Annotated in this window: 27 protein-coding genes; 4 read left to right on the forward strand and 23 right to left on the reverse strand. The window is 39.4% G+C overall.

Annotated features, from left to right (window positions below; genetic code table 11):
* Window positions 1-20: 20 nt before the first annotated feature.
* From ACSHXM_RS00720 to ACSHXM_RS00730, 3 genes are all read right to left on the reverse strand, one after another.
* Window positions 21-557 carry a cytochrome b gene (locus tag ACSHXM_RS00720; RefSeq protein WP_435686786.1) on the reverse strand — a complete coding sequence of 179 codons (537 nt, stop codon included), beginning with the start codon at window positions 555-557 and terminating at the stop codon, window positions 21-23.
* Window positions 558-696: 139 nt separating this feature from the next.
* On the reverse strand, window positions 697-1,065 hold the full coding sequence (locus tag ACSHXM_RS00725) for a LytR/AlgR family response regulator transcription factor (RefSeq protein ID WP_435686787.1): 369 nt from the start codon (window positions 1,063-1,065) through the stop codon (window positions 697-699).
* Window positions 1,043-1,501: a hypothetical protein gene (locus tag ACSHXM_RS00730; protein ID WP_435686788.1), complete on the reverse strand. Its 459-nt coding sequence runs from the start codon at window positions 1,499-1,501 to the stop codon at window positions 1,043-1,045. The genes ACSHXM_RS00725 and ACSHXM_RS00730 overlap by 23 nt, the downstream gene beginning before the upstream one ends.
* A 231-nt stretch (window positions 1,502-1,732) precedes the next feature.
* On the opposite strand from ACSHXM_RS00730, the gene ACSHXM_RS00735 reads away from it, so the two are divergent.
* Entirely contained in the window at window positions 1,733-3,934 is a 2,202-nt protein-coding gene (locus ACSHXM_RS00735) for a beta-galactosidase (protein WP_435686789.1), read from the forward strand.
* 35 nt (window positions 3,935-3,969) lie between these two features.
* Here ACSHXM_RS00735 and ACSHXM_RS00740 read toward each other — a convergent pair whose 3' ends face one another.
* Window positions 3,970-5,151, reverse strand: coding sequence for an NAD(P)/FAD-dependent oxidoreductase (locus tag ACSHXM_RS00740; RefSeq protein WP_435686791.1), 1,182 nt, complete (start codon window positions 5,149-5,151; stop codon window positions 3,970-3,972).
* A gap of 95 nt (window positions 5,152-5,246) precedes the next feature.
* Here ACSHXM_RS00740 and ACSHXM_RS00745 point away from each other — a divergent pair, with 95 nt between their 5' ends.
* Window positions 5,247-5,930, forward strand: coding sequence for a cyclase family protein (locus ACSHXM_RS00745; protein WP_435686792.1), 684 nt, complete (start codon window positions 5,247-5,249; stop codon window positions 5,928-5,930).
* Between the two features lie 14 nt (window positions 5,931-5,944).
* Here the strand turns inward: ACSHXM_RS00745 and ACSHXM_RS00750 are convergent, their stop codons facing one another.
* The 6 genes from ACSHXM_RS00750 to ACSHXM_RS00775 all read right to left on the reverse strand — a co-directional run bounded on the left by ACSHXM_RS00750 (window position 5,945) and on the right by ACSHXM_RS00775 (window position 10,598).
* Complete coding sequence (locus ACSHXM_RS00750) at window positions 5,945-6,475, reverse strand: redoxin domain-containing protein (protein WP_435686794.1); 531 nt, start codon at window positions 6,473-6,475, stop codon at window positions 5,945-5,947.
* 112 nt (window positions 6,476-6,587) lie between these two features.
* Window positions 6,588-7,007 carry a GFA family protein gene (locus ACSHXM_RS00755; RefSeq protein WP_435686796.1) on the reverse strand — a complete coding sequence of 140 codons (420 nt, stop codon included), beginning with the start codon at window positions 7,005-7,007 and terminating at the stop codon, window positions 6,588-6,590.
* 29 nt (window positions 7,008-7,036) lie between these two features.
* Window positions 7,037-7,654, reverse strand: a complete 618-nt coding sequence (locus tag ACSHXM_RS00760) for a response regulator transcription factor (RefSeq protein ID WP_435686797.1) — start codon at window positions 7,652-7,654, stop codon at window positions 7,037-7,039.
* Between the two features lie 10 nt (window positions 7,655-7,664).
* On the reverse strand, window positions 7,665-8,819 hold the full coding sequence (locus ACSHXM_RS00765; RefSeq protein WP_435686799.1) for a sensor histidine kinase: 1,155 nt from the start codon (window positions 8,817-8,819) through the stop codon (window positions 7,665-7,667).
* A 25-nt stretch (window positions 8,820-8,844) separates the two neighbouring features.
* Window positions 8,845-9,633, reverse strand: a complete 789-nt coding sequence (locus ACSHXM_RS00770; protein ID WP_435686800.1) for an ABC transporter permease — start codon at window positions 9,631-9,633, stop codon at window positions 8,845-8,847.
* A complete protein-coding gene (locus ACSHXM_RS00775; protein WP_435686801.1) occupies window positions 9,630-10,598 on the reverse strand; it encodes an ABC transporter ATP-binding protein in 969 nt (322 codons plus the stop codon). Before ACSHXM_RS00775 ends, ACSHXM_RS00770 begins: the two co-directional genes overlap by 4 nt.
* A gap of 141 nt (window positions 10,599-10,739) precedes the next feature.
* Here ACSHXM_RS00775 and ACSHXM_RS00780 point away from each other — a divergent pair, with 141 nt between their 5' ends.
* Entirely contained in the window at window positions 10,740-11,270 is a 531-nt protein-coding gene (locus ACSHXM_RS00780) for a DUF3750 domain-containing protein (RefSeq protein ID WP_435686802.1), read from the forward strand.
* Between the two features lie 30 nt (window positions 11,271-11,300).
* Here ACSHXM_RS00780 and ACSHXM_RS00785 read toward each other — a convergent pair whose 3' ends face one another.
* From ACSHXM_RS00785 to ACSHXM_RS00815, 7 genes are read right to left on the reverse strand one after another with little or no spacing between them, the layout of a single operon-like run.
* Window positions 11,301-12,209: an FCD domain-containing protein gene (locus ACSHXM_RS00785; protein ID WP_435686803.1), complete on the reverse strand. Its 909-nt coding sequence runs from the start codon at window positions 12,207-12,209 to the stop codon at window positions 11,301-11,303.
* A gap of 36 nt (window positions 12,210-12,245) precedes the next feature.
* Entirely contained in the window at window positions 12,246-13,094 is an 849-nt protein-coding gene (locus tag ACSHXM_RS00790; protein WP_435686804.1) for a fumarylacetoacetate hydrolase family protein, read from the reverse strand.
* Window positions 13,095-13,128: 34 nt separating this feature from the next.
* Window positions 13,129-13,899: an SDR family NAD(P)-dependent oxidoreductase gene (locus ACSHXM_RS00795; RefSeq protein ID WP_435686805.1), complete on the reverse strand. Its 771-nt coding sequence runs from the start codon at window positions 13,897-13,899 to the stop codon at window positions 13,129-13,131.
* 42 nt (window positions 13,900-13,941) lie between these two features.
* Entirely contained in the window at window positions 13,942-14,799 is an 858-nt protein-coding gene (locus ACSHXM_RS00800; protein WP_435686807.1) for an amidohydrolase family protein, read from the reverse strand.
* Window positions 14,799-15,833 (reverse strand): aldo/keto reductase, encoded by a 1,035-nt coding sequence (locus ACSHXM_RS00805; RefSeq protein WP_435686808.1) that lies wholly within the window; start codon window positions 15,831-15,833, stop codon window positions 14,799-14,801. Before ACSHXM_RS00805 ends, ACSHXM_RS00800 begins: the two co-directional genes overlap by 1 nt.
* A 14-nt stretch (window positions 15,834-15,847) precedes the next feature.
* Window positions 15,848-17,041, reverse strand: coding sequence for a UxaA family hydrolase (locus ACSHXM_RS00810; protein WP_435686809.1), 1,194 nt, complete (start codon window positions 17,039-17,041; stop codon window positions 15,848-15,850).
* Complete coding sequence (locus tag ACSHXM_RS00815) at window positions 17,038-17,343, reverse strand: UxaA family hydrolase (RefSeq protein WP_435686810.1); 306 nt, start codon at window positions 17,341-17,343, stop codon at window positions 17,038-17,040. Before ACSHXM_RS00815 ends, ACSHXM_RS00810 begins: the two co-directional genes overlap by 4 nt.
* Window positions 17,344-17,795: 452 nt before the next feature.
* Here ACSHXM_RS00815 and ACSHXM_RS00820 point away from each other — a divergent pair, with 452 nt between their 5' ends.
* A complete protein-coding gene (locus ACSHXM_RS00820; RefSeq protein WP_435686811.1) occupies window positions 17,796-18,575 on the forward strand; it encodes a 3-keto-disaccharide hydrolase in 780 nt (259 codons plus the stop codon).
* Between the two features lie 78 nt (window positions 18,576-18,653).
* Here the strand turns inward: ACSHXM_RS00820 and ACSHXM_RS00825 are convergent, their stop codons facing one another.
* The 6 genes from ACSHXM_RS00825 to ACSHXM_RS00850 form a co-directional block, all read right to left on the reverse strand.
* On the reverse strand, window positions 18,654-18,959 hold the full coding sequence (locus tag ACSHXM_RS00825) for a hypothetical protein (protein WP_435686812.1): 306 nt from the start codon (window positions 18,957-18,959) through the stop codon (window positions 18,654-18,656).
* Between the two features lie 419 nt (window positions 18,960-19,378).
* Window positions 19,379-19,852, reverse strand: coding sequence for a peroxiredoxin (locus tag ACSHXM_RS00830; protein WP_435686813.1), 474 nt, complete (start codon window positions 19,850-19,852; stop codon window positions 19,379-19,381).
* Between the two features lie 9 nt (window positions 19,853-19,861).
* Window positions 19,862-20,359 (reverse strand): DUF3016 domain-containing protein, encoded by a 498-nt coding sequence (locus ACSHXM_RS00835; RefSeq protein WP_435686814.1) that lies wholly within the window; start codon window positions 20,357-20,359, stop codon window positions 19,862-19,864.
* A gap of 193 nt (window positions 20,360-20,552) precedes the next feature.
* A complete protein-coding gene (locus ACSHXM_RS00840) occupies window positions 20,553-21,839 on the reverse strand; it encodes an ATP-binding protein (RefSeq protein WP_435686815.1) in 1,287 nt (428 codons plus the stop codon).
* 25 nt (window positions 21,840-21,864) lie between these two features.
* A complete protein-coding gene (locus tag ACSHXM_RS00845) occupies window positions 21,865-22,578 on the reverse strand; it encodes a response regulator (protein ID WP_435686816.1) in 714 nt (237 codons plus the stop codon).
* Window positions 22,578-23,015 carry a DUF3019 domain-containing protein gene (locus tag ACSHXM_RS00850; protein WP_435686817.1) on the reverse strand — a complete coding sequence of 146 codons (438 nt, stop codon included), beginning with the start codon at window positions 23,013-23,015 and terminating at the stop codon, window positions 22,578-22,580. The genes ACSHXM_RS00845 and ACSHXM_RS00850 overlap by 1 nt, the downstream gene beginning before the upstream one ends.
* Window positions 23,016-23,018: the final 3 nt, after the last annotated feature.

Raw genomic sequence — 23,018 nt, forward strand, 5'->3', positions numbered from 1 at the left:
CGTTTAGTTGATTATAGTAATTAGCTACTTTTACCTAACATGCGAACTAAGGTTATGTCTTTATCAATAAAATGATGCTTTAACGCAGCGAGAATATGTAATGCCACCATAGATGACAGTATGTATCCCAAAACAGTATGACTAGCATAACCTAAATCTGACAATCCTTTATGAAAGGGTTGTACTTGCCCTGCAGCATTCAAATTTTCAGGTATAAGGTGCATTCCAAACAAGGCAACGCCATAGCCGCCAAAGCCACTCAAAATTACTCCACTCAATGGCATAAGCACTAAAAGCAGCAAAATGAATAAATGTACCACTGTAACTAATTTTTGGTATTTAGTGTCCTTTGCATAGGATTGCCATGGCTGCTTAATTCGCCAATAAAGCCTGGCGCAGATGGCCATAATGGCCACAACACCAAAAGATTTATGCAGGGCATAAAACTCATAACTTTGGGTATTTTTCATATAAAACCCAAGTACTAACATACTTAAAATTAAGGCCGCCATGCCCCAATGAATACCACGGGTAACACTCTGGTTGTTCGTTTTCATATTCAACTCCAATTGATTCAACAACTGGAATGCTAACTAACTACAATGGCATAAAACTACTAGGCTGGGACGAACGAACAACTTGTGTGATGAGCTAAATTTATGAATTGACGGAATAACTGGTTTTGATGTCAAAGAACTAAACGGAAGAAACAACCAGTGATTTTAACTGACTCTTATGCCGCTTACTCACAGGCACAGTCTGTTGATTTGACAAAATTGCCAGCCCACCACCATTATCTAAATTAGTTAACTTTTGTAATTTATGCATATTAATTACATAACTACGATGAACCTGCTTAAATTGATCTTGAGGCAAGGTTTCTAACAGACTTTTTAGAGTAGTACGATGTAAATAGGTCTGTGAATTAGTTTCAATTTCTAAGTAATTACCTGCGGTTTTAACACTAACAATATCGCTGTAAGGGATGCGAGTATTTAATCCGTTATGTTCAATCAAAATACTTTGTTGTTGTGTGTCTAGATCAGATTGAACAATCTCCATCATTAACTCTCTGCTCTTTTCTGGCAAAAAACCAAATACCCATAAAAATAATCAGGCCCGAAGAATACTTAGGAAACAAGTGTACTAAAGTAGAACCAGCCTCAGCGGGATACTCACCAGTATTAAGCAAAAGCCGCGCAGTGAATACCAAAATTAAAAACACTACAACCGCCGCAAAACGGCTTTTCCATACTGAGAACCCGCCAAATTTGTTTTCTAGCCCATAGATAAACAATGGGCTAAGTAGTGCCCAAACGCCCCACTCCTTAAAGAACCATCGGAGCGAATCAACAAAATCAAATCCAATCCCTACGCCGTATTCTCGCCAAAAAACGCAGTACAAATTAAACAAAACAAAAAACACCGTCCAGCCTAATAAATTTAATTTCATCAGGCTTTTGAAATGTCGGTCAGATGTATCTTGTTTTAATTCGCTCATAAATATTCAGGCACAAGAATGGATTTGAAAAATATAACTTAGCAAATCAGAAGCCTAGTTAGAAACAGTTTACCTTCAGAATTGTTATAAAATGTGAAAACAATATCTTGAAGTTAATATCGTGTAAACATATTCCAAACCACAAAGCCAAATGTTAACATTTAACAACATTGGAAATATTTTTGATTCGTGACGAATAAAGCGAATTGAACATGTTAAAAGGTTTTAATTATGAAATTTCACATTCAATTGATTGTCAGTGGCTGTATTACACTGATACTAAATTCGGTAGATGTATTAGCTGCCCCTTCACAAAAAGCAGACATACCAGATAGTCTAAGCCTGTTTAATTTTGAACAAGGATTTAATCTGGAGTCTGCTCAAACAACAGATGCCACAGCAAGCCTTGTAAAACAAAGTGGGTCTCAACAATTACTCTTAGAAACCGGCATAACCTCAGGTGCACCTGGCGTTATGATCAAACGTCCAAGTGGCAGCTGGGATTTAAATCCCTACTATCATGTGAAAATGGATATCACCAATGCAGGCGAACATACCGCTCGCATCATCTTTAAAGTAGGCGACCCAGAAGATGGAATGGAAGCGTGGCAAATGGAAATTCGTTTTGATTTAGAGCCAGGGCAAACTAAGACAGTTTCTGACGATATTATTACCTCACCATGGCGTTTTTCAAAACCACTAGAGTTACTGGCAATGCGTGCCGCTCCTGGTCAGGCGAAGTCCGATTTGAGCCAGATAGATCAAGTCAAAATCACCATTAACTACCCAAGCAACAAACACAAATTACTCATAGACAATGTTCGCGCCACGAATCCAGTACGTTTGGTAGATCCAGAAGGGTTCTTACCATTTGTTGACCGTTTTGGCCAATACAAACATGCTCACTGGCCCGGAAAAACTTTGTCTGTGGACGATATGCGTCAACAAGCTATAGAAGAAAATCAAGAGCTTTTAGCAAAACCTGGTCCCACACATTTTAATCAATACGGTGGTTGGAAAGACGGACCTCAGTTAGAAGCAACAGGCTATTTCCGCGTCGAAAAATACAACAACGTTTGGTGGTTTGTTGACCCTAAGGGGCACTTATTTTGGTCTCACGGTGTAGGGGTTGTGCATACCGGCACAGCAACAACAGGCACCACAGACAGAGAGGACTATTTTGAATGGTTGCCAGTAAAAGACAGCCCATATGGAGAGTTTTATTCAAAACGTGGACGTGCATCACACGGCTATTACAAAACTTTACCAAGGCGAGAAACCTTTAACTTTACTGCGTCAAATCTATATCAAAAATATGGCGAAAATTGGAAACAAGAGTTTGATAAGGTAACCCATGCAAGAGTTCGTAGCTGGGGAATGAATAGCCTAGGCGTAGCGTCTGATAGACAACTTACCATGCAAGGCAAAACACCCTACACTGAAACCGTTTGGGTAAGAGGAACCAAAAAAATTGAAGCATCTCAAGGTTATTGGGGCAAATTTCATGATGTCTTTGACCCAAGTTTTAGAGTTCAATTAAAAAAGGCTTTAGCTAATCGCCAACATACAGTTAACGACCCGTGGTTGTTAGGCTATTTCATCGAAAACGAACTATCATGGGGCTCTGAAGGCTCTCTAGCCATAGCAACATTAGAAAGTCCAGCTGACCAGCCAGCCAAAAAAGAGTTTATCAAAGATCTAAAAGCCAAATACTCAAGCATAGATAAACTTAATGCAGTGTGGGGGACGTCACATGCGTCATGGAAAGCATTATTGAAAACCACTGACAAACCTAATAGAGCCAAAGCTTGGCAAGACATACAGACATTCTATAAAAAAATCGTAAATACCTACTTTTCTACCGTTCGAAACGAAATGAAAAAAGTGGTACCCAATGCCCTATATCTAGGCTGTCGTTTAGCATGGGCAAATAGCGAAACTGTTATTCGTTCAGCAGCTAAATACACCGATGTCATCAGCATGAATAAATATCAATATAACGTCACCAATGTAGGTTTCCCTGAAGGAGTAGACAAACCCATACTCATTGGTGAATTTCATTTTGGATCACTCGATCGTGGCGCCTTGCATTTAGGCGTAGTGGAAGCCAAAAGCCAATATCACCGAGGCGAGTTATATACTGAGTATGTGAATAGTGCCCTACTTAACCCCTATATTATTGGCACACATTGGTTCCAATACGGTGAACAACCACCGACAGGCCGAGGCGACGGTGAAAACTACAATGTCGGTATTGTCGACCTTGCGGATAAACCCTTTCCTGAATTACTTAAGCATATACGAGAAGTAGGATACCGCATGTATGACTTCCGTAATGCAGCGGCTAAAAATAATGAAATAGTACAACCTAAAAAGCACACTAAGTTAGACGTAGGGCAAGTAGACGAAGACGCACATACTCGATCCAATTAATAATAGTAAAGCGCAAAGCCAGTTGTCTTTGCGCTTTAAACTACTTGTCCTGCTACCCAACCGCTAGACCAAGCCCATTGAAAATTGTAGCCCCCTAACCAACCTGTTACATCCATCACTTCGCCCACAAAATACAGGCCTTTTACCTTTTTAGACTCCATGGTTTTAGAAGACAGCTCGTCTGTGTCTACTCCACCTAATGTGACTTCAGCAGTGCGGTAACCTTCTGTGCCATTAGGTTTGAGTTGCCATTGATGAAAAGCTTGCGCTGCTTGTTCTAGTTGTTTGCCTTGGTATTGCTTTAAAGGTTTGTTTTCAATACCTAAATAAGGCAATGCAGCTTGTATATACCGCTTGGGATAATGCTTGGCTAATGCGGTACTCAGTTGCACATCTGGCTGGTTTTCTAATGTTTGCTGCAAATATGCCAACAGGTCACCATTAGGGTATAAATCAAACTCAACAGTTTGACCTGGCTGCCAAAATGAAGATATTTGTAATACAGCAGGACCACTTAAGCCTCTATGGGTAAACAGAATATTTTCATTAAAACTTGTGTCATTGAAGCTTGCACTGGCATCGAGTGATATACCACTGAGCTCAGCCAATACCGCCTTGTCTTGCTCGTGCAAAGTAAAAGGAACCAAGCCAGCACGAGTAGGTTTTACCTTTAGGCCAAATTGTTCTGCTATTTGGTAACCGTAAGGGCTGGCACCTAGTTTTGGAATAGACAGTCCTCCAGTAGCCACGACTACTGATTCGCACTGATATTGGTCTTGGTTGGTTTTTAGTTCAAATCCACTATCCATTTTTTCTATGGACAAAATTTCACATTGGTTACTCACCGTTGCCCCAGATTTTTCACATTCTTTAAATAACATATTAAGTATGTCTTTAGCGCTACCATCACAGAATAACTGTCCAAGTGTTTTTTCATGATAAGCAATGCCATATTCAGCCACCAGCCCAATAAAGTCCCATGGGGTATATTGGCTCAGCGCCGACTTACAAAAGTGGGGATTATCACAAATAAAATTTTCGTGGCTAGCGTACATATTGGTAAAATTACAGCGCCCACCACCCGACATAAGGATTTTCCCGCCAATGCGTTTTGCATGATCTAACACCGCAACGCTGCGACCTCTTTTAGCTGCTTGGGCTGCACAAAACAATCCAGCAGCTCCAGCACCAATAACTACAACATCTAGCTTTTTCAACGTTTGGCCTAATTCGACAATAATATGGCCGAGATTATAGGGGAATAAACGCTAAATTACCTATAAGATTAACACTCAAAATCAGGAGGATAAGCATGTCAGCATCAAATCAAACACAAGGAAAACTCCTTGACCTAAGTCACACTATATTTGATGGTTTAGTGACTTACAAAGGTTTACCCGCTCCGGTAATGTGCGACTTTTTAAGCCGCGAAGAGTCAAAGAAGATTTATGGTGACGACGGCTATCAAGTACAAATAGGTAAGATTGAAATGGTGACCAATACTGGCACCTACCTAGATTCACCGTTTCATTTTGACGCTGAAGGTGATGACCTTTCAGATTTGCCTTTGGAACTACTTGCCGATCTTCCAGCACTGGTGATTAACGCAAAAGATGAAATAGAAATAGGCCTAGAGTACTTTAAAAATATGGATGTAGCTGGAAAAGCGATACTTGTATATACAAACTGGAGTCAACACTGGAATACAGAACTTTATTTTGAAGATCACCCATATTTAACCGAACAAGCCGCGCTTTGGTTAATTGAAAACGGCGTAAAACTAGTGGGCATAGATTCACACAATATTGACGACACTCGAGGCAAACTGCGTCCCGTACATAGCCACTTATTGGGTAATGGCGTATTAATTTGTGAACACATGACTAACTTAGATAAGTTGCCAAAAACAGAATTTAGATTTTATGCGGTACCCCCAAAAATCACTGGGGTAGGTACCTTTCCAGTTAGGGCGTTTGCCAAATTAGGCTATAGCTGAATCAGTCTATAACTTTACGCTCCATGGGCAAATGTTTTAATTTGCTCAAGAGGCATATGGTCTCCTTCATCTTTGCCATGATAAACCTCTCGAACAACGCCTTGTTCATCAACTAAAATAGACAAAGGCATAATGAACATACGAGAAGACACCTCTCTAGGAATATAACCAGCTAACAGTCCTTTAAGGACAGTACCAAATCGAAAAACCATACCTTTTAACATACCAAGAAAGGATTTTTTCACCCCAAAGGATTGGTAATACAAGCGATCTTCATCAGCTAGAATTGGGAATTGAGCCAAATGTTTACTGGCATATTTTTTCAAATGAGAAAGTTCTGCCTCAAAAATTGCGACGACTTCAAATGCTTCACCCAAATCTTTTTTGATTCTAACCAACTCTGCCACACGCATATTACAAAAAGGGCAAGTAGCAAATCGAAAGAAGGTAATTAGATACCTTTTTCCCGCCAGAGATTGATTATCAAAATTTGAACCATCAATTGCTGGCAATTGTATGTTGGGTATTGTTTGACCTATTTCCATTATTGTTCCTTTTTTCGGCTACTTATCGCATTGAACATCCGGTAAGTAACTTAGGAGAAGGCTAGATCCACCAATAAATTTCACGATTTTAGAAATTAATTAGCAGATTAATTTAAATAACCTCTACATTCTGAAACCACATTTGTTGCCAGCGTTTTACCTTATCAGAAACCATAAGATGTTTAGGTGACACAATAGTAAGCTCTAACAGGGCCTGCTGATTAACTAATAATCCTGAATTTAAGCTAGCAATCAATTTTCCATTATTATAATAAGTGGCTGCGATCAAATCTCTACACATTCCACAGATCATAAAATCTGCTAAATTGTTTCCTTGTTTTTGGTTGACCATTTGACCATGGTTTCTAATCTGAACAGATAACTTTCCTTTAGGGTCAGAAACATAAGCGACCCCATGCTGAGTACAAAAGTCACAATCACAAACCCGTGGAGTAAAGTTCGATATTGGCTTGGAAAATTCGACTTTTACGCTTACGTTTCCGCAGTTACATTTGGCATGCTCGATATTCAAGGGGTCTACCTCATCACTATGAATTGGTATCACAACCAGCCATTTTGATGGGCTATTCTAGCGGCCTCGACTCGGTTTTTAGCATTTAACTTACTGGCTGCTGAAGAAAGGTAGTTACGCACAGTGCCAGCTGATAAAAACAGTTTTTCAGCTATTGCCTCAGTAGACATACCATCTTTCGCCAACCTTAATGCATGACGTTCTTTGTCTGATAGAGGGTCCTTCTCCATCCAAGAATCCACCATCAACTCTGGCGCTATTGCGCGGCCACCTTGATGCACTTTTACTATGGCGTCAATCAAGTCCTGTGAAGGTGAGTCTTTTAACAAATAACCTTTCACACCAGAATCCATTGCCCGACGTAAGTACCCACTTCTAGAAAATGTCGTTAAAATAATGACTTTACTAGAGTCATTCTGTTTATGTAATTCGTGAGCTAGTTCTAAACCAGTCATGCCAGGCATTTCAATATCGGTCAGGACTATATCTATTTTCTGTTCTTTGTTAGTTGTCACAAAATCAAGAACATCTTTGCCATTGCTAAAACTTTTAACGACTTCTAAATTATCTTCTAAGTCTAAAATAGTCGCTAAAGCATTGAGTAACATAGTTTGATCTTCAGCTAATACAATTTTAATTTTTGCCACTTTACTTTCCTTACTCAAGCACTGAATCTGGCACAGAGATTATGGTGGATGTTCCTAAGTTTTGCCCACCGCTAATGATACTGACTTGCCCCTTAATTTTTTGCACTCGTTCTTCTATTCCCTTTAGCCCAAAACCCGAACTCGTGGCATCACTAATCCCTACTCCGTCGTCTTTTACATTTAATCTAATACTATTGCCCTGTCGACTGACTGTCACGCTTACCTGTGTGGCTTTAGCATGTTTTATAATATTGGTAACTAACTCTCGTAACACTATGGCAAGCTCTTTATTGCTGGCGAGATCAAGTTCTAATTCTTGTTCTTCAACACCGACGAACTCATAACTGAAATCAACATCTAGGCTAGCAAACACATGTTTTGCATTGGCCAGTTCACTCAGTAGGTCACTCGACCGATAACCCGATACTACCTCTCTGACCTGACTCAAGGCATCACGAGATATGTCTTCTAATTGTTTGATTTCGGTACGGGCTCTTTCTAAATCTTTGTCTAGACTTTTTGTCATACCCTTATCAAGCAAACGATTAGCCAAATCAGCTTTCAGGGTGATGACCGAAAAAGTATGACCGATGAGATCATGCAAATCTCTAGCAATTCTTTCTCTTTCAGCCACTTTGGCTAAACGTTCAGCTTCTTTTTGAGAAAGTATCAACTCTTGCTTCTTTTCGTTTAAGGCGAACTGGTAGATGTTGAGCAAGCCAACAATCAAAGAAAACAAGATGCCAGGTAAATAAAAATACGCTTCTAACTTAAACAACCAACTTATTAAGGCCATCCATACCACTATGCCAGCCAAGGTAATAAAGGAAACCTTAACCGGTTTCAAACGACTACAAAAAGACGCGGCATAAATAAAAAAAGTTTGCGCGCTAGGTGTATAAAGAGCAGACAAAGTGCCTATTACAACAATGGCCAATATATGAAAAATGACATGTTTTCGGTCAACCCAATAAACACGGAAATAGGCAACTAAAAAACAAACAGTAGCGATGGCGGTCCATAACCAATGTATTGGGTCATTTGAATAATACAATACCGGCCCAAAAAACAATGGTAGATATATTAGCCATACATAAGGTGAAAATTGCTCACAAAGATCTCTTGGTAATAAAAAAGCGTCAATGGATTTTAGTAAGTTTTTCACCTTAAATATTTCCTCATAAGTCTTATTAAAGTTGTTTTCTTTTATGTGCCAGTAAAGCCAATCCAAAAAATATGACGGCAAATAAAATTAACGCAAATAGATGGCTTACAACAGAACCACCTATGTCCTGCCCAGTGACTTTAAGCGCCAATTGCGATAAATGGTATGGAGGCAAAAAGTTAGCAAATGATTGTAAAAAGCTGGGCAACATAGTGATAGGCAGCCATAAGCCAGACAAAAAAGCCATAGGCAAATAAATCGCATTAACAACTGCTGCTGCACTTTCGGCTTTTAAGACCATACCCAGCGCTAAACCTAACAAACAAAAAGGTAAACCACCCAAGACCAAGATAACGGTTAACAAGGCTCCTTGAGTCAGCGTGATATTAACCTGAGCTAAAAACAGTCCAATTACACCTAGGCATACAATAATCACAGTAGAAAATATCATAGAAACGAGCAACCTACTGAGAATTTGTGCTGATGCCGGCATAGGTGAAGCTTCTTTAATATCTAACCAACCTTTGCTTCTTTCTACGGCCAAAGCTGCGCCAAAAGAAAACAATGCAGGCCCCATTACACCAAAAGTGCCGTAAGTGACTAATAAATAAGTTGAGGCTTGTATGTCTTGCTGATTCATTAATACGCCAAAGAACAAGTAAAATATGGCTGGAAACAAAATGGCAGGCAGAGCAAACGCAGGGTTTCTAATGGTTTTCAACCACTCAAATTTAGTTTCTAACCAATAAATCTTTAGTGTCTTTTCGAATCCTATAGTTGTGTTTCTACGGTTTTCTATACTTGTATAGTTCACGCTGCTTCTCCTTTATTTACTTGACTTTTATTGGACAAACTTTGATTTAATTGGTCTTTATTTAATTCAGTAAAGGCTTGTTCTAAACCAGCCTGTGAAACAGTTAAGTCTTCAAGGTTCGGGTAAAGAGCCAACAATGTCAGTAAGGTTTGATTAGTGTTATTAGTTTGAATTGCCGTGTATTTACCAGATACATCAACACTCATGATCCCATCTACACTGGTAAAATCTGTTAGGACTGCTGGGGTAATAAAACGAATGGTAGTTGAACTCACACATGCCTTTATTTGTTGGCTAGTGCCACGCTGGATAATTCCCCCTTCTTTAAGCAAGACAATTTCGTCAGCCAAATTATCTGCTTCTTCTAAATAGTGTGTGGTTAAGATAATTGCCGTACCCTGCTTTTTTAAATCTCTAATGGCGTTCCACAAACTTTTTCTAGCCGATACATCCATTCCCACCGTTGGCTCGTCTAAGAACAGCAATTTGGGATTACCGCAAATACTCAAGGCAAACAGAAGGCGTTGTTTCTCACCTCCCGACAACTTTTTAGAATAGCGGTGTTGTAAAGATTCTAATCCCGCATAGGCAATAACTTGCTCGTAAGCCATAGGGTTAGGATAGTAACTTTGGAATAATTGAATATGTTCTTTAATTTTTAAGGTTTCAGGCAAAGATGCTACTTGTAACATAGCGCCAGTTTTTTGTTTCACACCAAGAGAGCCTGGCTTTGAAGAAAATACATTTATCTCGCCTGAATCGATTTTTAGTCGCCCCAACAAAGTATTGATTAAGGTTGTTTTGCCAGCGCCGTTAGAGCCCAAAATAGCTAACACCTGGTTTGATTTTATTTGTAGGTTAATGTTGCGAAGCGCTTGCTTTGTATCGAACGTTTTATTGAGGCCCTGAATTGAAGCAACAATCTTTGAAACTGCCGTTTGTTGAACTGGGTTAACTTTCTGCATGTCAAATTCTCTAGTTAGGAAATACCTTGGGTTAACTATGCTAGAAATTCAAACCAATGATTAGATACACATATCATCAATTTGACATGACAAATGTCATGTATTTAAGATAGTGACCAAAGTAAGCCGCGACGAATTTATATGAATAAACTGGTTTTAATTTTAATGGGCGCGAGCCTGTTAATCGGCTGTGCAAACAAAGATTGGCGAACCGCATCTCGAGAGTCAGCTGGCATAGCTTCAGATCCAGCGACAGACAAACAAGCTGTGATTCAGTTTTACGCTGCAGATGCCTTCAGTTGGCGAGGGTGGTTTGCGGTACATACTTGGGTAGCGATAAAACAAAGAAACGCTGAAGAATACACTGTACATGAAGTAGTAGGTTGGCGTGTTAATCGCGGGCTGCCTGCTTTACATCAATACCTAACCACTACGCCAGACCGATATTGGTATGGCTCTAAACCAGAAATAATATTGTCAATTAAGGGAGATAAAGCCAGCCACTTAATACCCAAAGTCACGGCTGCTATAACCCGCTACCCATGGAAAAATGAATATTCGGTAGTACCCGGCCCAAATAGCAATACCTTTCCTGCATGGCTTGGGTTACAAGTACCTGAGCTAGGTTTAAATATGCCATTTAGTGCCATTGGCAGTGGTTATGCGAATTAAACAATACTTAATTGAAGCTTTTAGTATTTTTTAAGCTTCTAGCCCGTGTACACAATCCAATAAGGTTTTCTTTGCAGATTCTAGATGCTGTTTCATTGCCAGTACTGCGCTAGCATGATCATGAGATATTAAGTTTTCTAGAATCGAGATATGTTCGTTGATAGCAATTGTAAAACGTTCTAATTCACCGCTTTTATCCCACTGATAGTGATAGTGACAAATAAAGGAAACAATATCGTAAAATTGACTAATAAAGCGATTCGGGTTTTTATCTCGCAACTTAAAATGAAAGGCCTTATCAAGATCGGGAAACTCCATAAAACGGTTTTCCATATCAGCCCTCACTTCTTGATGAGCTCGCAACAAATCGGCAATTTCTGTCCAAATTTCGTCATCTTTAGGGGCTCTTAAAAGGTCATTTAGTGCACTCATTTCTAACATTTCTCTGAAATCAATTAACTCTTTTGCAAAAGCTTCATCAAATTCCACCATTTGCCAGCGGCCCCTTGGAATTTTTTTAATCAAACCATTATTTGAAAATTTAATTAAAAATTCTCTAACACTAATTGTGGTGCAACCGGAGTTTTTTGCCAAACTTAGCTCTGAAAACCTATCACCAGGTAACAATTTTCCATGGTGAATCAACTCCATAAAATATTTTTCGATCTGTTCATCTTTAGTTGAAGATTTGTTTTCTATATCGAAAAAATCCTTCTCTTCTGGTTGACGTAATACAACTTTGCGAGAACCTTCTCGTTTTACTAGACCATTTTCAATTAAGTGTTCGACACAAGCTCTCACAGTAGTTCGACTAATACTAAGTTGACGGGTCAACTCCATATCATTTTCCATGGTATTTTGGCCTTGAGCCAACTCGCTAATTTGAGTTAACATTCGGTTAATTGAGTGCTTGAATAGATATGTTTTATCTGACGACATTTTTATTCCAATTTATTAGTATTAATACCCATCTTGTTAGCCTTTATAACATTCAACTATTTGTTCTTGAACACCTAAACCGTCAATACCCAAACGCATGACATCGCCTTCTTTAAGGTAGATAGGTGGATTAAAACCTAAACCAACGCCCGGAGGTGTGCCCGTGCTAATAATATCACCCGGTTGTAAACTCATATATTGGCTAATGTAGTGCACTAAGAAAGGTACTTTATAAACCATAGTGTTGGTATTACCGTTTTGAACTTTCTTACCATTCAGCTCTAACCAAATACTTAAATTGTTAGAATCTTCAATTTCATCTGGCGTTGCTAAAAATGGTCCCACTGGACCGAAGGTGTCACATCCTTTGCCTTTACACCATTGACCAGCTCGCTCAATTTGATATTCGCGCTCTGATAAATCATTCACTACACAGAATCCGGCAACATAATCCATGGCATCTTCTTCAGAAACGTATTTCGCTTCCTTGCCGATCACCACACCTAGTTCAACTTCCCAGTCACTTTTTTCTGACTTAGGGGGTAAAACAACTGCGTCATTTGCACCAACAATTGAAGACGTAGCTTTGAAAAACAATACTGGTTCAGGTGGTACGTCCATACCTGATTCTGCAGCATGATCTGCATAGTTAAGTCCTACGCAGATCATTTTACCCACTTCAGCCACTGGCACAGCAATACGTACATCGCCATCTACCACTGGTAACGTCGCGGTATCAATTGCCTTTAATTTTGTTAAGCCGTCTTGAGAGAAAAAGGCACTATCATAGTCTGCTATGTGTGCTGAAACGTCTCTTAACACGTCGTCTTGGCCAATAATGCCTGGTTTCTCACTACCTAGGTCACCAAATCTTACTAATTTCATAAATACCTCTATTTCTTAAATTCTATTGTTCGTCTTAGTTGTTAATGGTGACAAAACCACCATCAATCGGGAAATTTGTGCCAGTGATGAAAGTGGCTTCATCTGAACATAAATATTTGACTAAAGCGGCTATTTCATCCGGTTGTCCCATTCGACCGATCGGTTGGGTTTTTGATAATGTTTCAAACATTTCGTCTTTATTATCTGGATAATTTTTTTCTAAGTATGCGTCAACAAGTGGTGTATGCACTCTCCCTGGTGCGACGCAATTACAGCGTAAGCCATCACTAACGTAGTCTTTAGCTATGGAATAAGTCATGGTTAATACTGCACCTTTACTCATTGAGTAAGCTAACCGATCTGGAATGCCCACACTTGACGCAATTGACGCCATATTCACCATGACACTTGATGGAAGTTTTTTCATGTGAGGGACGGCAGCAAAAGCACAGTTGTATACCCCCTTCACATTAACTTGATACACCTTGTCTAGCTCTTCTTCTGACGTTTCTTCAATCGTGCCAACTGAGCCAATACCCGCGTTATTTACTAAGATGTCGATTCTACCGTGCGTTTCAGCTATTTGGTCAAAGACACTGATAACTTGTTTGTGTTCGGCAACGTTTAAAGCATGGGCTTCGGCTTCTCCACCTGCACTTTGAATTTCTTCCACAGCTTTTTGCGCAGATTCTAACGACAGGTCAACGATCATGACCTTGTTTCCTGCTGCTGCAAGAGCTTTTGAAATGGCATATCCAATACCGCTACCACCACCAGTGACTATTGCTACTTTTTGCGTATTCATGTTTGTTTCCATTACTTCTGTTAATTGCCCCGTGGAAAATAACTAACGGGCTAATTGATAAAATTGATTGGCCGTACCTGACCAGAATGCTTGTTTCTCGTCTTCGGGCCACTCACTGGCAAATTCCTGTGAAAGCTCTAACCAACTGATGTAATCACTTTGAATATTCAGCACTGGCCAGTCACTTCCCCACATCATGCGCTGTGATCCAAAGGTTTGATAAACTTGGTCAAAGTATGGCTTAAAATACTCTGACTTTTGTTGTTCTAGATTGGCTTCTAAGGTTAAACCTGAGACTTTGATGTATACATTTTTAAGGTCAGCGAATTGCGTAATTTGTGCTGCCCATGCTTTAAATTCACCATTGGCTATATCTGGCTTGGCGCAGTGGTCGATCACTATTTTTAGTCGCGGGTATTGAGTTGCTATGGTAAAAATCGCAGCTAAGTGGTCGGTACGTACTAAGGCATCAAACGTTAGGTCTAAGGCAATTAAGCTCTCTAACACAGGCTTAAATTCTGGATTCAGAATCCACTCGGGATCTTCAATATCCTGCAACATAGGTCGAATGCCTTTGAACTTGGGATGGGCTACCAACTCCATTAAGCGTGGCCATACCAACTCTACTGGCGCAGAAAGATCCACCCAACCTACAACCCCAGAAATAAACTCATTGCTGTTTGCCTGTTCGATTAAAAAATCGGTTTCAGCATCAGTGTCTGCCGCTTGGACTAGAACACTAGAAATAACCCTCTTAGATTCAATCACTTGGTGATAATCGTTTGCAGTAAAATCTTTATAAAGTGCAGATAGTCCTGGCGTTAACCAACTGTAGTCAGCACGCTCTAATCGCCACAAATGATGATGGCTGTCGATAATTGAAAAGTCGCTTCTGGTCATTAGTTTGCATCTTTTACCGGGATGGGAGCGTCAGGATGCAAGAGACCTGCTTCTTTTAGCTGTAACCAGAACGCGGTTGGCACATCATGATAGAATAGCTCAACTGTTTTGTTAACACGTCTTTCACTTCCCATGCCCGGAATTACCGTGGCAACAGATGAATGGCCCAATGGGAATTGTAATGCCGCAGCCGCTAAAGGCACATCAAATTGTTCACATACATCTTCAATTTTACTCACCCGGTCGATGATATCTTGAGGAGCGGGTTCATAGTTATAGTGAGGAACTGATGTACCCTTCACACCCGTCGCTAATATCCCTGAATTGTATGGCCCACCTAGAATGATAGATGCACCGTGCTGTTCACACTTAGGTAAAAAGCTATCAAGGGAATCTTGCTCTAGAAGCGAATAACGGCCCGCCAACAAGAAACAATCCCACTGGCCCAATTCCATCACTCGCTCACAAATTTCTGACTCGTTCACACCTAAACCAATCGCCTTAATTAGGCCATTTTGTCTGAGTTCAGCCAGTGCTTTATAACCACTTTCTGATAACTGTTGATAGTAATAAGAGTCTTTATCGCCGTGTGTATCTACACCAATATCATGTACTAACAAAATATCAATTTCTGCCAGACCTAAACGCTGTAAGCTATCTTCAAAAGAGCGCATGATGCCATCGTAGGTATAGTCATAATGCGCATCAAATGGCATAGGTGTATCAAAACCATATCTGAGTTCTTTAACATTCGCTTTGCTATCTGGCGTTAAAATACGGCCAACCTTAGTTGAAATGACATAGTCTGATGAGGGTAATTCCCTCAGTGCATCTCCAACTCGACGTTCACTTAACCCTAAACCATATCTTGGCGCAGTATCGAATAAATTAATATTCGAGTTAATAGCAGCGTCTAATGTGCAGTTAGCTTCTTCATTTGAAACCGCTTTATACAAATTTCCTAACGAAGCTGCACCAAAACCAAGCTCAGAAACCTTTAGGTTAGTGTTACCAATCTGTCTTTTCTTAAACATTCTTTATAACTCGACTATCTAACCGTAGGTAAACAAGAGGGGCCAATGGCTTCAAATTTTTTGTACGTTAAAACAAACTCTTGATGCCCTAAATCTTCAGATTTAGATTGTTTGCCTTGCGCAACTTCACGAACAAGTTCATATATTTCAGCGCCCACTTGTTCAACTGTCGCTTCGCCTTTAATTACCTTACCGGCATTAACGTCCATATCATCAGACAAATTGTCGTACGTCTCTGGATTAGCACATACCTTGATCACAGGAGAAATAGCTGAACCCACTACTGAACCTCGGCCAGTTGTGAATAATATAATGTGAGAGCCTGAAGCAATCATTTCAACAATTTCAGCGCTGTCTACTATATTAGGAAAACCAAACATAGGGTCACCATCTGGAACAACATCCATTAGATACAAACCACCTTGACGCGGAATATCACCTGGTTTTATCAAGCCATGGATTTTTGAACTACCAGACTTCGCATATGCACCCATTGATTTTTCTTCTTGAGTCGACAATCCACCTTCGGCATTGCCAGGAGCAAAGCTTCCGTAACCCATGTGTGTGTAATAATGCTCAGCCTTTTCAACTGATTTCATGATCTCTTCGCCAAGCTCAGGTGTTATGGCGCGCTCCGCCATAATTTGTTCACAGCCAATTAATTCACCCGTCTCTTCAAACATACAAACGGCATCATCAGCGATTAATTTATCAAAGCAAACACCTACAGCTGGGTTGGCACCTATACCACTAGTACCGTCTGAGCCTCCACAAATGGTACCTACTACCAATTCACTAATATCCATGGGCACAATTTCGGCTTGCTCGGCAATGTTACTTATTCTTTTTACACTGGCTAAACCCGCTTCAATCGTTTTACGGGTACCTCCATTTTTCTGGATCACAAGCGTTTCGACCGAACGACCACTTGCTTCAATGGAATTTGCCAACTTTTCTCGATTAAAACCTTCACATCCTAAAGAAACAATCAAGACACCTGCTACATTTGGGTGTGTGCAAAGCCTCTCCATGATAGTCAATGAGTAATCATTTGGATAACAGCCGGGAAAACCAATTAACTGGACGTCATCTTGGCTAGAATCGTTAACAATAGATCTCGCCACATGGTGAGCACATTCGACTAAATATGTAACCAAAACAACGTTACGGATACCTTTACGACCATCCTTTCTTAAATAGCCTTTCATTCGCTATCCTCTACTTTCGATTGACGAGTATGGCTAGCTATGTAATCACTTTTAATATTGTGTAAGTGAACATGTTCGCCAAAGGTTATATCTTGAGTGGCAGAGCCAATAGAAACGCCATATTTTAAAATTTTGTCACCTTTAGCAATTTGCTTTCTAGCAATTTTGTGGCCCACCGTAATATCGGTAGACATAGTCACTGAAGCGCCTTCTAAAGTAATTGAGCTACCTGTAAGCAGCTCTTTACAACATACGAAAACATTGTCTTCTTTGTTCAGTAGAACAAAATGTTTATTTATCATTCCTACATCCTAAAAATATTTTTCTAGCAGGCCTTACATTTTTTGTACTAAAACAGCTTACCTGCATTGTTGAAAATATTTGGCTAGCTATTTACGAGCTGCATTTGAATATAATTCAATTTAATCACTTATAAATAATCCTGTCAATGAATTTATGTATTTCTATATTTAAAGATACAGGATATGCAAGTGAAAATAAATCACCTTTTTTGTAACCTATTGTTTTTTTGATAACTTGTACTGATAATTGTGGAAATTAGATTTATAAATAAGAATGAAATAAGTTTATTACTTACAAAAAAGCACATAACCTAATAAGTTACATAGTTCAGAATGTGAGTGATTTATTTTAAGTGGTACAAAACAAAAGCAGGTAAACGTGTACTTTTTCTACTTATTTATATATAAATACAGAAAATCAAATAAAAACAAACATAAAACAACGAGCCACTATGTCTTTAAAACCTATAATATTATTCGCTAGTTTAGGTTTAGCCTTAACAAGCTGCACCAATACAAGCAATTCGAACGACTGGATAACCTTGTTCAATGGTAAAGATCTAAATGATTGGACAGTAAAAATGCACCATTACGAAGCCGGCGACAATTACGGTAATACTTTCAGAGTTGAAGATGGTTTACTCAAAGTACGTTATGACCAATACGAATTTACCGATGAGTTTGGCCATATTTTTTATAAAACCCCGTTTAAAAACTTCCACCTTACCGTCGATTATCGTTTTAGTGGTGAGTTTGAAAAAGGCGGACCCAAACATGCCGTGTTAAATAGCGGTGTGATGTTCCATAGCCAATCAGCTGAGTCACAAAATAAAGAACAAAACTGGCCAGTGTCGGTAGAAATGCAATATTTAGCTGACTTAGGTGACGGTAAACGCACCACTGGCAATATGTGTTCGCCTGGAACAAATATCGAGTTTCAAGGAAAGGTTTTCCCAGGACATTGTTTGAAGTCCAATAAAAAAGCCTTACCAAAAGATCAATGGGTAACAGCAGAATTGGTCGTACAAGGAGCTAACATCAGCCAATACATCAATGGAGAGTTAGTACTCGAATACTCAAACCCCACTTTAGATGGCAAAGATAGAACTGTAAAAGGAAAAGACGATGAATTCAAACAAGGTGGTAAACCTTTACAGTCGGGTTACATCGCTTTGCAAAGTGAAGGTCAACCGATTGAATTTAAGAATGTAAAAATTAAGATTTTAGACTAAGTTGGAGAGGTATCCCAATTCTGCTTAAGCGACTAACATAGAGTTACGCTCTATGTTAGGGGCTTTCCTACCCGTTGGTTACTTTGGTTGGTAAACTATACTATTTCTTTTGCATAAGTTATTCGCAGCAACGCCTGCTCGTTTCGCGCTCATATCAAAGCCAACAACCAATACGTAGGAGAGAATTTCGGTTTGTTGGGCCTTTCCGCTTAGGGTGAGGTTATTAAAGTTAGTCTTGTGTTTTTTACGTAAAATAACGTTCGCGTGCTTTTCTATCTTTTGCTGGAGTTCTTCACAACTAGCAACAAATAATCGACCTTGCGCTTTACTAAAACCAGAGAACAACAAAGTTGTGATACCAAGTATCATAATAGGGTTTTTCATTTCTTCTCCATACATCATTGCAAAAGCAAAATTAAAAAAGTAATTAGGTATAGATCAACTTAAGGTATAAAATTTTTATACTTAATTTAAATCGAAAAGTACCCTATAGAACAAAAATCAGACTGTCACGCCCTTTTATGCGAGGAAAATGTAAGTGCATGACAGATAATAAAAAATAATTTAGACTAAAGTATTAGAAGTCAGACCAGTGTGCCGATGCTCGATAATTTAAGATATGAAAAACCATACATAACGCACTTTGCGTGTATGACTAAAATAAGCACTGAAGTGAGTTTTAGGTGACCCTTTTTATGTGCGCCAATCGATTCTCAGGATTTAAAAATTCCTTTAAATTTCTAAAGACATCACAAAAAAAGCCGCTTTCGCGGCTTTAATTTATAGTGAAATCTGTGACTTGTTTACAGACTATTTAACATTGTCTCTGCGTCACTCACTTCAAACTTACCCGCTTGCTCAACGTTTAAAGCAGTCACAACACCATCATCGACTAACATTGAATAACGTTGTGAACGTACACCACCAAAGGTTGAGGTTTGCATGTCTAAACCAATCGCTTGAGTAAACTCTGCACCACCGTCAGCTAACATAGTCACAGCTTCAGCATTTTGTGTTTCACCCCAAGCGGCCATGACAAATGCATCATTCACAGAAAGGCACAAAATTGAATCAACACCTTTTGCTTGAAGCTTGTCGGCAAGTGTTATGTATCCAGGCAAATGCGCTTCTGAGCAGGTAGGTGTAAAAGCACCCGGCACGGCGAATAACACAACTTTTTTACCAGCAAATATGTCTTGTGTGGTTGGGTTAGAACCTTCACCATTTTGACGTAAACTAAACGCTACTTCTGGTAATTTTTCGCCTACTTGTATCATCTTTAATCCTTATTGATTTTTTGCTAAATAGTCAGTTAAATTATCTTTAAACCAGTTTTCTACTAACTGCTTTTCAAATCCATACGCTTCATTTTTATATCGTAGAGATACCTTGTTCATAAACGAGGTATCACGAATATTTTCTTTGTTTTCAAGTAACACATTATCGCCACCATCTAACAACTGGTAAGAAAACTCCATACGTGGTGGGTGCATTTGTTTAACCACTCGATAATTTCGTGAGAAAGTTTCGCCAGCCAAATCCAAGTCGGTTACGTCGAGTTTTAATAAATATCCATCTGGCAGCTTTTTAGCTAAACGTTTAAGTACTTTTTCAATATTGTAAAATGCATCTTCTTTGGTGTTTCGCATTCCACTAAAAGAGTCTTTTACGTCTACATATTTATCTGGGTTGGTCCACACGACTTCAACTTTGGCCATGGCCATAACTTGTAAACTGCATACAGCGCCAACAACTAGAGTAAAAATTTTAAAAAGTGGTTTCATAATTAACTATCTCCTATTCAAGAGTCTCATTTATTAGACCATGGTTTGTTAAAAAAATGTGCATGATTACGATAAAAATTTCGTAAATACATAGATATTCAGTTAACCATGTTTAATAAGTGTAGTGCACAAGCGCTTCTAGGTAACCATTTATACGATGCGGATTACAAAATGTATCATTTAGCCCTAAAAATCATTTACCAATAAAAGTGACGACAAACTCAGCTCCGCCTAACGCCACGGAATCATGAATACTAAACTCAGCGTTATGCCATTGTGCAATGCGCGTGACTATGGCTAATCCCATGCCATATCCTGATTTTTTACCTTCGGACATGTCTCCTCTAGTAAAAGGTTTAAGTAACTCCAAACGTTTATCTTCGGCAATTCCGCTTCCGTCATCAGATATTTTAAGTACTACCTTATTTTTCACCCTCACCAATTCAATTCGGATTTTGGTGTTGGCATGCTCTAAGGCGTTATCGATTAAGTTATTAAGTAACATAGCCAAATAATGCTCATCACCGTCAACATACAATTCGCCCTTTGACGCCCATTCGATTTTATTATTTAGGCTTTCTTGCAAACCAACACATTGATTAATCAATGAATTTAAATCAATAGCATGTTGGTCGACCTTGACCATAGCCTGTTCCATACGAGCATAATTTAATAACACCGCCACTAGTTTTTCCATCTCATCGATATCACGACTTATATGCCGTTGATATTTGTCTCGGTTTGCTGGATTGTCGGTTTGTTGTAAGGCTTCGATTCCAAATCTAAGCCTTGCTAATGGTGTACGTAAATCATGAGAAACCGCATTTCCCAATAACTTATTGTCATCCACCAATATTTGAATACGTTGAGCCATGCGATTAAATTCCATTTCAATATCGGCAATATATGAAGTTCGGGTAATGGTGACGCGTTGATCTAGCGCTCCCTCTCCGAAAGCCTGTGCACTTTTACGTAATTGTTGTAAATGTCGGATTAGCGGATAAAGCCAAATCAGTACGATACCTAAAATTCCCAAATAGAAGACACTGGTAAACACCAAGCGAAGTCCTTCGTTGCCATCTTTATCGTTTAATTTTGGGATAGATAAAATCAATACTTGTTGCCGACTCGGCAACAAGAAGTGAATTAAGATATTGTTCTCAGACTCTAACTCTAAAGGTATACCCGTGGAGAAGTTGTTTTCTAGCTCTAGAGGTAATGGTAACTCAGAGCGAGAAATTAGAGATAAGCCTACATGGCTATTGGTTGACCATGAGGCCAGAAACTGTTCTGCCGCAGTGTGTCTATCTAAAGTGTTTGCGAGTGCCGAGCCCATTTGCCGATAAGATAAAAGCTCACTACTCGATTTAGTTTTATGCTCCGACAAATTCATTTGCGCAAAAAAATTATCTAGCGTCCACCCCAAACCAATCGCCGCAGTCAGCACCACAAACAATAGTGACAGTGATAACTTTTTCATTTTATTACTTGCCTGAATGACATGCTTACCAAGCGTCCTTTACAAACAAATAACCTTTACCCCAAACGGTTTTAATTCGATAAGGGTTTTGTGCATCGTCTCCTAACTTTTTTCGAATGCGCGATACAAGAATATCAATTGAACGGTCAAAGCCATCGTATTCAATGCCTCTCAGTTCAGTTACCAGCTCTTGCCTACTCACAACCTGTCCCGCAGCTTTGGTTAACAGACAAAGCACGTCAAACTCATTAGAAGAAATAGGGATCTTGCTTCCTACAAGCTCCACATTACGGGCAGAAAAATCTAAACGAAGCTGGCCAAAAGTCAAAATGTTTGTCTCACCTTGAGGGCTAACATGATTTAGCTCGCTGCGACGAAATAAGGCTTTAATTCTCGACAACAATACCTGAGGTTTAACCGGCTTAGTCACATAATCGTCGGCACCGAGTTCTAAACCTAACACTTCGTCAGTCTCTTGATCTCGCGCTGTCATCATCAATATTGGTCCAAGATAACAACCTCGCACAGCCTTACAAACATCAAAGCCATCTTTAACCGGCAGCATAATATCTAATATCACGAGATCGGGTTGATCTTCTACTATCAGCTCAATGGCCACGTCGCCTCGGGTCACTAAGGTCACAAGAAAACCGTTTTCACTTAGATAGTCACTGAACCACTCGGCCAGTGACTGATCATCTTCTACCAACATAATGTGTTTGGCAGTTATGTCTTGCATTAAAACAATCTCCAACTGGCTTTGGGGCGTTTTGATGATTTGTACACCCAAGCTACGGTTATTTTTTGCAAAGCTAAATCAATACTTGAGTCTTTAGCCCGCATTACATAACTACGGCTTTGCTGTGCTTGAAAGTCATAATTTAACTGTCCATTGGTTTTCTGAGTCCAGCATTGCAAAGTCGTGTTCTGATTTGTGTCGATTAAACAAAAATCTCCTTTATTCGAATTGCGCCAATTAAACTGAACTTGTTGATAACAAGTTTGCCCCTGCCGCAAAGCTACACAGCGTTCAGGCGTAATGCTGAGCTGCATCATAGATTGATTTATGGCACTGTCCTCTGCACCTATCGCTTGATAATTACCACTAATAAAGAGTATTAGTACAATAATTAAGTTGATTAGAAAGAGACCCATCCTAGTCATATTAATAGTCATCTG

The organism is Paraglaciecola sp. (genome assembly GCF_051252315.1).
GTDB lineage: Bacteria > Pseudomonadota > Gammaproteobacteria > Enterobacterales > Alteromonadaceae > Paraglaciecola.

Coding starts and splice junctions, on each gene's coding strand:
- ACSHXM_RS00785 (WP_435686803.1), bottom strand. CDS start 12,209: ATGTCGTCAGATAAAACATATCTATTCAAGCACTCAATTAACCGAATG.
- ACSHXM_RS00835 (WP_435686814.1), bottom strand. CDS start 20,359: ATGAAACCACTTTTTAAAATTTTTACTCTAGTTGTTGGCGCTGTATGC.
- ACSHXM_RS00780 (WP_435686802.1), top strand. CDS start 10,740: ATGAATAAACTGGTTTTAATTTTAATGGGCGCGAGCCTGTTAATCGGC.
- ACSHXM_RS00825 (WP_435686812.1), bottom strand. CDS start 18,959: ATGAAAAACCCTATTATGATACTTGGTATCACAACTTTGTTGTTCTCT.
- ACSHXM_RS00745 (WP_435686792.1), top strand. CDS start 5,247: ATGTCAGCATCAAATCAAACACAAGGAAAACTCCTTGACCTAAGTCAC.
- ACSHXM_RS00725 (WP_435686787.1), bottom strand. CDS start 1,065: ATGATGGAGATTGTTCAATCTGATCTAGACACACAACAACAAAGTATT.
- ACSHXM_RS00845 (WP_435686816.1), bottom strand. CDS start 22,578: ATGCAAGACATAACTGCCAAACACATTATGTTGGTAGAAGATGATCAG.
- ACSHXM_RS00850 (WP_435686817.1), bottom strand. CDS start 23,015: ATGACTATTAATATGACTAGGATGGGTCTCTTTCTAATCAACTTAATT.
- ACSHXM_RS00795 (WP_435686805.1), bottom strand. CDS start 13,899: ATGAATACGCAAAAAGTAGCAATAGTCACTGGTGGTGGTAGCGGTATT.
- ACSHXM_RS00815 (WP_435686810.1), bottom strand. CDS start 17,343: ATGATAAATAAACATTTTGTTCTACTGAACAAAGAAGACAATGTTTTC.
- ACSHXM_RS00735 (WP_435686789.1), top strand. CDS start 1,733: ATGAAATTTCACATTCAATTGATTGTCAGTGGCTGTATTACACTGATA.
- ACSHXM_RS00830 (WP_435686813.1), bottom strand. CDS start 19,852: ATGATACAAGTAGGCGAAAAATTACCAGAAGTAGCGTTTAGTTTACGT.
- ACSHXM_RS00775 (WP_435686801.1), bottom strand. CDS start 10,598: ATGCAGAAAGTTAACCCAGTTCAACAAACGGCAGTTTCAAAGATTGTT.
- ACSHXM_RS00750 (WP_435686794.1), bottom strand. CDS start 6,475: ATGGAAATAGGTCAAACAATACCCAACATACAATTGCCAGCAATTGAT.
- ACSHXM_RS00810 (WP_435686809.1), bottom strand. CDS start 17,041: ATGAAAGGCTATTTAAGAAAGGATGGTCGTAAAGGTATCCGTAACGTT.
- ACSHXM_RS00840 (WP_435686815.1), bottom strand. CDS start 21,839: ATGAAAAAGTTATCACTGTCACTATTGTTTGTGGTGCTGACTGCGGCG.
- ACSHXM_RS00730 (WP_435686788.1), bottom strand. CDS start 1,501: ATGAGCGAATTAAAACAAGATACATCTGACCGACATTTCAAAAGCCTG.
- ACSHXM_RS00805 (WP_435686808.1), bottom strand. CDS start 15,833: ATGTTTAAGAAAAGACAGATTGGTAACACTAACCTAAAGGTTTCTGAG.
- ACSHXM_RS00790 (WP_435686804.1), bottom strand. CDS start 13,094: ATGAAATTAGTAAGATTTGGTGACCTAGGTAGTGAGAAACCAGGCATT.
- ACSHXM_RS00820 (WP_435686811.1), top strand. CDS start 17,796: ATGTCTTTAAAACCTATAATATTATTCGCTAGTTTAGGTTTAGCCTTA.
- ACSHXM_RS00800 (WP_435686807.1), bottom strand. CDS start 14,799: ATGACCAGAAGCGACTTTTCAATTATCGACAGCCATCATCATTTGTGG.
- ACSHXM_RS00720 (WP_435686786.1), bottom strand. CDS start 557: ATGAAAACGAACAACCAGAGTGTTACCCGTGGTATTCATTGGGGCATG.